We start from the raw sequence: 2,091 nt of genomic DNA on the forward strand, positions 1-2,091 counted from the left end.
GAACTGGCCGGCAGCCGCCGCCGCGCTTTCCAGGTCAGCGCCGTGCAGCAGGCCGGCCAAGAGGCTGCTGGCAAAGAGGTCGCCGGTGCCGAAATAGTGGCGCGGAATCCGGTCTTGCACCCTCTCCCAGACCTGGCCGCAGCGGCTGAGCCCGTAGACCCCGATCTTGTTGTCCGCCAGCGGCACCCCGGTCAACACGACCTGGGCCAGGGCGAACTTCTGCGACAGGCGCTGGGTGATCACGCTGGCCCGGTGGCTGTCGATCTCGTCAAAGTCTGCTGGTTCGTTCAAAAGCAGCAGGGCCTCAGTCAAGTTGGGCGTCAGGATGGTCGCCTGTCTGGCCAGGCGCTGCATCTGGCGGACATAGTCCTCGTCAAAGCCGCGGTAGAGCCGGCCGTGATCTGCCATTGCCGGGTCCAGCAGGATCAGTTTCCCCTGCCTGGAGCATTCTTCCAGCCCCTTCTCCCAGACCCGGCTGGCCGCCCGGCCCAGATAGCCCAAGTAAATAGCGTCAAAATCGATCTGCTGCTCGTGCCAGTGCTCCCAGATTTCCGGCAGGCTGGCTGACAGATCCAAAAAAGTATTCTCCCCGAATCCGCCCGTGTGCGTCGACAGAATCGCCGTTGGCAAAGCCGCCGTCTGCAGGCCGCTGGCACCCAGAACGGGCAAAGCGACCGACATCGAGACTTGACCGACACAGGACAGATCTTGGCTGATCAAAACAGATTTCACCTTGTCCTCCTTACAGCTTGCTCAGCAGTTCTATTATAAGCTTGATTAAAAAAATCTGAAAGAATTTCGGCTGAGCTTTTTTCATGTGGCAGTAATAACTAGTATAGCACGAACGGAACTTTTTCAGAGCACAACAAAAGCCAGCTGCTTGCTAAGAAACAACTGACTTTGGTTAGGAATGTGTTGTGTATGTATAAAATTCAATGCAATGTTACATTGAGGAAAGAAAAATAAAAGAAATTTGGATGTTGCAACTTGCGGCTCTCCACAACCTCAAGCTACGCCACTAAATATACAAGAGAATTGTGACTAAACTGTGACCTTTTTCTTACAAATTCGGAAACAGCTATTATTTTTAAAGCAATTGCTTATATAGTTTTTTTATTTAGATGGCAACTTAATTTTAAGCCGTCAGCAGCTCATAAACGTAGCTGGTCTCATTTTCCCGGTAGACCCCGTGCAGGGTGCCGACCCGCTTGAAGCCGCTCTTCTCGATCAAATGCTGCATCGCCAAGTTGTCCTCGTGCGTGTCGACCCTGACCGACTTGATGTCGCTGAAGCCGCTGGTGAAGTAGCTGATCACGGCCTGGTAAAGCTGCGAAGCGTAGCCGTGGCCGGTATGGTCGGAATGGATCGCTACCCGGTGGACGGTGACGTAGTCCTCCGTGTCGATCTGCCATTCCCCATCCAGCTGGTCATAGGCGTGGTCCGGCGCCGGCAGAATCGACAAGGTCCCGACCGTTTCCCCGTCATCGGCCTGGGCCAGGTAGGCATAGCCATTTTCAATGTCCTGGCGGACATGGTCCGGATTCGGGTAGTCCCCCTGCCACTGGTCGATTCCGCTTTCCGCCAGCTGGTTGCGCCCGTCCTGCAGGATCGCCATCACCTGGTCAAAGTCTTCCATCTGTGCTTTTCTAATCTGCATTTCCCATCAGCTCCTTATCTGTCGCGCGTAAAAAAACAACGATAAAAGGTATTCTACAAAACTTGCCGGCCAAGCTCAAACGATCTGCTTTTTGCGAAAACGCTTTCTGCGTTGAAAACTGTAACAATATTTAAGAATTAGAAAAGAGTGTGTCAAGATTCTGTAACATTTCAGTTATATAATAGGGTTTGTTGCAAAATAAACCACTTATTTTGAGCATTTTAATCCAACACAAATTTTTAATGGGAGTACCATACATGAAGTTTAAACACGTTAAACTGCTCGCGCTCGTTTCCGCAGTAACGGCCGCTGTCAGCTTAGGCTTCGCTGGTCTGACGCAGGCCAGCACGACCAGCGTCAGCAGCCGTTCATACGGGGTCGACGTGTCGAGCTACCAATCAACCAGCACGACCAGTTACAGCAAGGCAGGCGCC

At 52.6% G+C, this 2,091-nt stretch carries 2 protein-coding genes and 1 pseudogene; 1 reads left to right on the top strand and 2 read right to left on the bottom strand.

Annotation, left to right across the window (positions count from 1 at the left end):
- Positions 1 to 732: PfkB family carbohydrate kinase (locus tag lacNas_RS07800; protein ID WP_201346751.1), on the bottom strand; the 732-nt coding region annotated here is incomplete at its 3' end.
- A gap of 403 nt (positions 733 to 1,135) precedes the next feature.
- Positions 1,136 to 1,657, bottom strand: coding sequence for a GNAT family N-acetyltransferase (locus tag lacNas_RS07805; RefSeq protein WP_201332091.1), 522 nt, complete (start codon positions 1,655 to 1,657; stop codon positions 1,136 to 1,138).
- Positions 1,658 to 1,914: 257 nt separating this feature from the next.
- Here lacNas_RS07805 and lacNas_RS14510 point away from each other — a divergent pair.
- Positions 1,915 to 2,091, top strand: a pseudogene (locus lacNas_RS14510) (lysin); the annotation flags it as partial.

It is taken from the genome of Lactobacillus nasalidis (genome assembly GCF_016587775.1).
Taxonomy (GTDB): domain Bacteria; phylum Bacillota; class Bacilli; order Lactobacillales; family Lactobacillaceae; genus Lactobacillus; species Lactobacillus nasalidis.

Coding starts and splice junctions, on each gene's coding strand:
- lacNas_RS07805 (WP_201332091.1), bottom strand. CDS start 1,657: ATGCAGATTAGAAAAGCACAGATGGAAGACTTTGACCAGGTGATGGCG.